Origin of the sequence: Aequorivita todarodis (assembly GCF_028561335.1) — a bacterium.
GTDB lineage: Bacteria > Bacteroidota > Bacteroidia > Flavobacteriales > Flavobacteriaceae > Aequorivita > Aequorivita todarodis.
The window spans coordinates 40,697-49,191 of record NZ_JAQQTG010000042.1 but is presented as its reverse complement, the minus strand read 5'-3'; the positions used below and the strand labels follow the sequence as shown (position 1 = coordinate 49,191).

The 8,495-nt window shown below is 42.1% G+C and carries 6 protein-coding genes; 5 read left to right on the top strand and 1 reads right to left on the bottom strand.

Features of this window, described 5'->3' with window-relative positions:
* Positions 1–134: 134 nt before the first annotated feature.
* The 4 genes from POV26_RS11635 to POV26_RS11620 all read left to right on the top strand — a co-directional run bounded on the left by POV26_RS11635 (position 135) and on the right by POV26_RS11620 (position 3,448).
* Positions 135–1,043, top strand: a complete 909-nt coding sequence (locus POV26_RS11635) for a Fic family protein (protein WP_272856644.1) — start codon at positions 135–137, stop codon at positions 1,041–1,043.
* A complete protein-coding gene (locus POV26_RS11630) occupies positions 1,040–2,188 on the top strand; it encodes a serine hydrolase domain-containing protein (protein ID WP_272856643.1) in 1,149 nt (382 codons plus the stop codon). The genes POV26_RS11635 and POV26_RS11630 overlap by 4 nt, the downstream gene beginning before the upstream one ends.
* Positions 2,189–2,234: 46 nt before the next feature.
* Positions 2,235–2,948, top strand: a complete 714-nt coding sequence (locus POV26_RS11625) for a 3'-5' exonuclease (RefSeq protein ID WP_272856642.1) — start codon at positions 2,235–2,237, stop codon at positions 2,946–2,948.
* 86 nt (positions 2,949–3,034) lie between these two features.
* The gene (locus POV26_RS11620; RefSeq protein ID WP_272856641.1) at positions 3,035–3,448 is read left to right on the top strand and encodes a hypothetical protein; all 414 of its coding nucleotides are present in this window, start codon (positions 3,035–3,037) and stop codon (positions 3,446–3,448) included.
* 74 nt (positions 3,449–3,522) lie between these two features.
* On the opposite strand, the gene POV26_RS11615 is transcribed toward POV26_RS11620, so the two are convergent.
* Positions 3,523–6,567, bottom strand: a complete 3,045-nt coding sequence (locus POV26_RS11615; RefSeq protein WP_272856640.1) for a M4 family metallopeptidase — start codon at positions 6,565–6,567, stop codon at positions 3,523–3,525.
* Positions 6,568–6,708: 141 nt separating this feature from the next.
* Here POV26_RS11615 and POV26_RS11610 point away from each other — a divergent pair, with 141 nt between their 5' ends.
* On the top strand, positions 6,709–8,397 hold the full coding sequence (locus tag POV26_RS11610; protein WP_272856646.1) for an ABC transporter ATP-binding protein: 1,689 nt from the start codon (positions 6,709–6,711) through the stop codon (positions 8,395–8,397).
* The last annotated feature ends 98 nt before the right edge of the window (positions 8,398–8,495 follow it).

The window sequence follows — 8,495 nt, the reverse complement described above, 5'->3', positions numbered from 1 at the left end:
GGGTAAAATACCGCCAGTAAAATATGCGGAATTTAATTCTCTTGGGGCTAGCCCCAAGAGAATTAAAAATAATAAGTTTGTAGAAATATTAGAAGAATGAACAGTTCTAATTAGGGGAAGCTTACACTTTAATTTTGCAAGAAGCCAAAGACAGCAATGAAATTGAAAATATTGTAACAACGGACGACGAAATGTACAAAGCAAGTGTAGATGAAATTGCCACTACCAGAACTGCAAAAGAGGCACAAAATTACGCAACGGCATTAAAATTTGGCTTTAAAATAATTCAGGAAAAAAAATTACTTACCATAAATGACATCATAAAAATACAGCAAATAATTGCTCCAAATCACCCAATTAGAAAAGTGCCGGGAACAGTTCTTAAGAATCCCGGCTCAGGAGAAGTAGTTTTTACACCACCCCAAGATTATAATGAAATTCAAAATTTACTTCAAAACCTTGAAAAATATATTAATGACCCGGATTTTCATAAAATTGACAGTTTATTGAAAATGCCAATAATCCATTATCAATTTGAAAGTATCCAACCTTTTTATGACGGCAATGGAAGGACTGGCCGCATCATAAATATGCTATATTTAGTACAACAAAATTTGCTGGATATTCCGGTATTATACCTAAGCAGTTATATTATAAGAAACAAAGCTGATTATTATCGACTGCTTCAAAAGGTAAGAATCGAAAATGATTGGGAATCTTGGATAATCTGGATGCTAAAGGGAATAGAAATTACGGCTAAGGAAACGATCGTGACCGTAAATACTATCAAAATCTTGATGGATACTTATAAAATGAAAATCCGTTCTAATTTCACTTTTTATAGTCACGATTTAATCAATACACTTTTTAAACATCCATATACAAAAATAGATTTTTTGGCAAGAGAATTGGGCGTGCATAGAAATACCGCCAGTTCTTACCTTAATGCCCTTGCAGAGCACGGATTGTTGGTTAAACAAAAAATTGGGAAAAGTAATTATTATATCAATCAACCACTTCTTGACACACTTAGTAAACGATGAAAAGACTAGTGCGCTTTTTAAAACGTTTTTTTATTTTGGTCGTAATTCTCGTAATCGGACTTTACGTTACGGGCTACGGCTATATACTGAAAGGCGTTTGGGTAGTCTATCTGCACGGGCACACCACGGCCTATATTGACGATTTTAAATTTTTTGAAACGGAAAAAATCCCTGCGAGCACCCATCCGCAACCTTGGCCAATCCATAAAGATTACAACAGCGCTGAGGCGACCAAAGCCCTTTCTGAAATGAACGACACCTTGGGAACGGTTGCTTTTTTGATCATAAAAAACGACAGCATTTGGTTTGAAAAATATTTTGACGGCTTCACGAAACACTCGCAGACCAATTCGTTTTCCATGGCGAAGAGTGTTACTTCTGCGTTGCTCGGAAAAGCGATTGACGATGGTTTTATAAAAAGTTTGGAGCAGCCCGTCGGCGATTTTTATCCGCAGTATGCCGGAACCGGAATGACGGTTGGCGATCTTTCCTCTATGGCTTCCGGGCTAAATTGGGACGAATCGTATTTCAATCCGTTTGGGATGACGGCCCGTGCCTACTACGATGCCGATTTGGCCAAAACTATCTTAAAATTGAAAGTAGTAGATACGCCCGGCGTTCGCTTTAAGTATTTAAGCGGAAATACGGAGCTTCTGGCAATGGTTATCCAAAAAGCAACAAATAAAAAGTTGGCGGATTATTTACACGAAAGTTTTTGGCAACCGCTGGGTTTTGAAAATCCTGCGGTTTGGCAAATAGATGACGAGGAAAACAGATTGGTAAAAGCCTATTGCTGTATTGGCAGCAACGCAAGGGATTTTGCACGCTTCGGAAAACTGTATAAGGATTTCGGAAAGTGGAACGGCCGGCAAATTTTGGATTCAAATTTTGTGGCAAAATCCATCACGCCACGTTTTGCAGACAGTCCGGAATACGGTTATGGCTTTTGGCTGAGCAATTATTTGGAAAAGAAAATTTTTGTAATGCGCGCTATTCTTGGACAATACGTAATCGTGATTCCCGAAGATGATTTAATTATCGTGCGCTTGGGGCACAAACGCGGCAATAAAACCGATTTGCCTTTTAGCAGTGATTTTTATGTTTATGTTGAAGAGGTTTATAAGATGTTTGGTCAAAATCAATAATTTTCCGTAGCTTTAAGCATCTCCCCAGTTTGAAAATTTCAGAATTATGATCAAGCGTATAAACTTGGAGCATATCCTATTCTTGGATATCGAGACGGTTCCACAGTACGAAAATTTTGACGAACTGGACGATACCTCAAAAACACTTTGGGAGCTGAAAAGCCAATACCAAAGGAAGGATGAAATTTCCGCGGAAGAGTTTTACGAACGCGCCGGCATTTGGGCGGAGTTTGGAAAAATTGTCTGCATCTCCGTAGGCTATTTTGTGCTGAAAGGCGACGTCCGCAATTTTCGCGTAACCAGTTTTCACGGCGATGAAGTGAAAATTCTGAAAGATTTCAAAAGGCTTTTGGAAACCCATTTCAACAAACCCCAACATTTGCTCTGTGCGCACAACGGCAAGGAATTCGACTTTCCCTACATTGCCCGACGCATGATTATCAACAGTATCGATATTCCTTTTAAATTGGACCTTTTCGGAAAAAAACCTTGGGAAGTTCCGCATTTGGACACTTTGGAATTATGGAAATTTGGCGATTACAAGACTTTCACCTCCCTCAAATTGATGGCGCACGTTCTCGGGATTCCTTCCCCAAAGGACGATATTGATGGCAGTCAAGTGCGCAGCGTTTTTTATGAAGAAAAGGATATCGATAGAATCATTATTTATTGCGAAAAGGATACGGTAACTGTCGCCCAAATCCTATTACGGCTTCGCAATGAAGAGATTTTGAGCGAAGACGAAATACTTTCAGTATAACTGCTTTACTCAGGAAGGATTTCCCACTTGTGGTTTTCTCTTTAAATTTTGGTAGCTTTGTCGGTCATAATTAAATAACTACTGCTATGACAATTCCACGATTCAATCCAAAATCATTTTTAATAGTCTTACTTGCCGCGGCGCCATTTTTTATTTCCTGCAAGGATAAAGAAACACCTACTGATACTACAAACACTGTGCAAGAAGCAACCCTTGAACAGAAAAAGCAAGCCCTTCAAAATGTGGCTCCTGCAACTACTACCACAACAACTACTGCTAACAGCGGCAATCAAGCCATAAATCCGGCCCACGGCCAGCCGGGCCATGACTGTGCTATTCCAGTAGGAGCACCTTTAAATGGGGGCGGAACTTCATCTAAAACCATACAGATGAATACTGACAACGCCAACCCTATAAAAGCTTTTAGTGGTTCAGGTTTAAATCCGGCCCACGGCCAGCCAGGGCATAGATGTGATATTAAAGTGGGCGATCCGTTATAATTTACCACCATAAAAAAAAGAAGAGGCCAGTTTCCATTTGAAAACTGGCCTCTTTGGTTATCAATATTAAAAAATTATTCTTTTACAAAACGTTTCATGATTTTGCTGGTATCGGTGTTTACTTCAAGCATATACACCCCGCTTTGCAATGCGGAAACATCCAAGCTTTCGGCATAATCACCTTTGCCTACAACCTGACCCATAATATTATAGAGTACGTAATCTTTGCCGGTTGCATCGGTCAATCCAATATTTAAGATGTGTTTGGCAGGATTTGGATAAAGAACCATTTCAGAAGAGGCAAGACTGCTGCCTTCGGTAAAGGCTTGAGGTGCAGCATTGTTTCCAACAATTACCGTATAATCTTCCACTTCGCCATAACTGAAGGTTTCACAGGGAGATTGGGAAGTATTGTATTTCATGGAAACGCGCATCCTTGTTGGCCCAGCAAGTGCAGAAGTAGGAACGGTGAAAGTTGCGCTTAACGTTGCGCTGCTGCGCGACGAACCGCTTACCATCAATTCGTTGGAATCAAAAGTGCCGTTTTGGTTAAAATCGACCCAGATTCTCCAATATTCGCGATAGCTGCTGCCCGAAAAGCCGGCGCTTATCTGGATAGTATTTGAACCATACGGCAAGTTGGCAGAAAGATTGGTATTGTCCTTATAGCCACCATCGTTGCCCGAAGGGTTGTTCAAATTGTTCAGTTTCACAAGGTCAATCCACTCATAGCTTGAATTGTTCCCTTTGGAAGTACAATAGGTAACCGAGTTTGAAAGTGTGGTAACATTTACCGTATTACTGAAACCGGAATTGTTGCCCGCGGCATCGTGTGCGCGAACTTTGAAGGAATATGCAGTAGCTGGCGACAAGCCAGTAATATTTGCCGAAGTTCCGGTAACACTACCCAAGTTTGTACTGCCTTGGAAAACGTCATAACCCGTTACGCCCACATTATCTGTGGAAGCATTCCACGAAAGTGAAAGAGTTGTCTGTGCCACGTTTGAAGCCACTAAATTTGAAGGAGCTGTCGGCGGCTGTGTATCAGGCCCTGCCCCGCCAAGATTGATGGTATAATCTTCCACTTCACCATAACTGAAGGTTTCACAAGAAGTTGGTATTCCATTGTATTTCATGGAAACCCGCATTCTGGTTTCTCCGCCTATGGTTCCAGTAGGTACCGTAAATGTGCCACTGTTTGGAGTGTTTTTTGACGCAGCTTTGGACCAAACCAATTCGCCAGCATCGCCAAAATCCTTATCGCCGTTATAGTCAATCCATACTGCATAGCCTTCATTATAAACAGTTCCGGTCCAAGTGGGAGTAACTGTAATGGTGTAAGTTGAACCTTCACTCAAAGAGGTAGAAATGCTTGTAAAATCTGAATAAAGCTGTGCTCCGGAAGCATTGTCAATAGTGTTCAACTGTACGCGGCTTATGTATTCGTCATTCACGTTGTTTCCTTGTGAAGCACAATACTCGCTTCCGCCACCGCCACCGTAAGGCGCGCCAACACCAACAGCATACCAAGCGTTTGTGGTTGCAATTTCCTCAGCGCTTCCGGCACCGTATAAGTCTATTGCAGCTTGTATTGCACCATTTCGGGCATCGCTGTATTGTGAGTTCGAGTTCAAATAAACGGTTAGGTTTCTATAGGCTATTGCAGCTGCTTTGTCCATCCCGATTCCGGTAACATTATAGCTGTCGCCTTTATCGTTGGTGCCGCTTTTCCCTACACTCAACACGTAAAACCAAAAGTTTTGCACCCCGGAATTTGTATGCACACCTCCCGAATCGCCCGAGCCAGTGTACCAATACGTTCCTTGGTAGGTATCAGGATCACCGTATGCATTTGGATTGCTCATAGAGCGAAGTGCGCCACCGCTTCCGCCAGCGCCAATATCGTCGCCCATCAACCAATCGTTGGTTCCGGAGGCGAATTTCTCAATGGATTCCCCAAAAATATCTGAAAAGGATTCATTCAAAGCCCCAGATTGGTAGCTGTAAACAAGGTTTGCGGAATATTCCGTAACGCCGTGCGTAATTTCGTGGCCGCAAATATCCAATGAAACCAAAGGGCCATAATTGGTGCCGTCGCCATCGCCGTAGGTCATCCGGCTTCCATCCCAAAAGGCATTCACATAATTGGTGGAATAACTCACATACGACTTGATAACGGCGCCCGAGCCGTTGTAGGAATTACGTCCGTGTTTTTGGCTGTAATATTTGTGCGTACGTTCCGCGCCAAAATGGGCCTGGACCCCGGTGGGGTTCGAGGTAAAATTGGTTGAGTTGCTGGTAATGTCCACCGCATTGTTATAATTGGTGCTGTTGTTCAGATCAAACGTTTGGATGCCATTGCCATCAGCGGTTTGGCGCAAACGGTATGGCCCCGAGGCATTGTCCGCAGTAAAGGAAACATTGCCGTTATAAAGACTTGTTCCCGTTGCGGGCACATTGGCATCGTGGATTCTTTTGTTTTCCATAATAAACTGCCCCGTTTTGGCATCAATATATACATCGGCCCTGTAAAGTGGGGCTGTGGCATAAATGTCGAATTTATAGGCAAGACGGGTTTCTTCCGTAATATTTTTAATAATGGGAAGAATAACCAATTCGCCAGTAGGTTTTTTGTAATTGTCGGCCAGCGCTGCTTCCGCAGGATTTTGCCACATATATTTTGAAGCGCCCACATGTGCAACGGCACGGTTCAAAGCCTGCGAATTGCTTATGGATGGCGTTACACTGAAATCTTCCGCAATGGGGGAATAGGAAGAATTTAAAGTTTGTACCGTTCCATTTTTACTGCTCAGGGTTGCGGTTGCAAATTCTACTTTTACACCGTTAAAATACTGCTGCATTTTTTGGTGGGTAAACCCCAACGGGTCCTGTTCTTGTTTTAGCGTTACGAAAGAAGTCTGTGGGGAAGGATTAAAAACTTCTTTAAAAATTTGGGTGGAATTTTGAAGCGAATACGATTGTGAGGCATCAAAAACCAATAGACTTGGGGGTTGCTTTACGTTTTTCTTTTCATCGTTTTTGTTTTGTGCAGAAACTACTGCCGAAAAACCAAAAATTGACAATGAAAGCAGAAAAACGAACATGTTAACTTTTTTCATAATAATTAAGATTTAGTGAATAAATAGGGTTGTTGTTTTATAAAAAACACATAAAAGAACAACAATAATTGCGGAAATAAAATTTTATTCGATGAACTACCGTTAAAAAATATCCTCTTGTTTTATCCTATCTTTGAAGTGATGAAAGAAGAATCCTTAGTATCGGTTAAAGAACTCGTGGTTTCCTTTGGGAACAGAAAAAGCAGCACCGAGGTTTTGCACTCCATTTCCTTTGAGGTTTTTGAAAACGAAATCCTGGGAATCGTGGGCGAATCCGGTTCGGGGAAATCGGTTACCTCCCTTTCCATCATGGGCCTGTTGCCGAAAAAGCAAACAACACTATCGGGAACGATTCATTTTGAAGAAAAAAATCTGCTAAAAACGGAGGAAAAGGAATTTCGAAAAATCCGCGGAAGCGAAATAGCCATGATTTTTCAGGAGCCGATGAGCGCGCTGAACCCTTCGTTAAAGTGTGGCTTTCAGGTTGCCGAGATACTTCGGCTTCACTTAAAGATGAACGCTTCCGAAGCGAAAAAGGAAACCATTTCATTGTTCGAAAAAGTGAAATTGCCGCGTCCCAAAGATATTTTCAACAGTTATCCGCACCAAATAAGCGGCGGACAGATGCAGCGGGTGATGATCGCGATGGCCATTGCCTGTAAGCCAAAACTGCTCATTGCGGACGAACCCACCACGGCGCTGGACGTAACCGTCCAAAAGGAAATCATTTCGCTTTTGAAAACCATCCAAAAAGAAACGAAGATGGCGATGCTTTTTATATCGCACGATTTAAGTTTGGTTTCTGAAATTGCCGATAGGGTCGTGGTTATGTACAAAGGTGCTATTGTTGAAACTGCGACTACTGAGGAACTATTTAAACACCCAAAAGCGGAATATACCAAAGCGCTTTTGGCATCGCGACCGTCGCTGGCTGTCCGTTTGGCAAAATTGCCCACTATTGCCTCCATTGCCGATAAAAGTTTTGTGCCGCGGGAAGTGAAAGCTACCGAACGCGCCAAGAAACACAAACGGATTTATACCCAAAACCCGATTTTGGAAATTTCCAATTTGGAAAAATACTACTTCAGCAATGTTGGAATCTTTGCAAAACCGGAAATAGTTAAAGCCGTTGATAACGTTAGTTTTTCAGTTTTTGAAGGCGAGACCTTGGGACTCGTAGGCGAATCGGGCTGCGGAAAATCTACCTTGGGAAAAACGATTCTTCAGCTTGAAAAGGCAACTTCCGGGAGCATAAAATATAGAGGGAAGGAGCTTACAAGGCTTTCAAAAAGTGAAATCAGAAATCTTCGGAAGGAAATACAGATTATCTTCCAAGACCCCTATTCATCGCTGAACCCGCGTTTAATGATTGGCCAGGCATTGATGGAACCTATGGAAGTGCACGGGTTGGGCAAGACTAAAAAAGAAAGAAAGAAACGGGTGCTATCCTTGCTTGAAAGAGTTGGATTGGATGAAAGTTATTTCTACCGCTACCCACACGAACTCTCGGGCGGGCAACGGCAGCGGGTAGGCATTGCGCGCACGATTGTGGTGGAGCCCAAACTTGTAATTTGCGACGAATCGGTTTCAGCCTTGGATATTTCGGTACAGGCGCAGGTTTTGAACTTGCTGAATGAATTAAAGAATGATTTCGGCTTTACCTATATATTTATTTCACACGATTTGGCGGTGGTAAAATATATGTCGGACCAGCTTTTGGTGATGAACAAAGGAAAAATAGAGGAGTTGGGCGATGCCGATGAAATCTACGAAAATCCGCAAACGGAGTATTCAAAAAAACTTATCGAGGCAATTCCGAAAGGAATTTAAAACCACTTAAAAATAAGCAATAAAAAAAACCCGTTCCAACCTCACGAAGAACGGGTTTAATAATTTATCTGTGTTTATGACAGATTTGGGGCATAAAC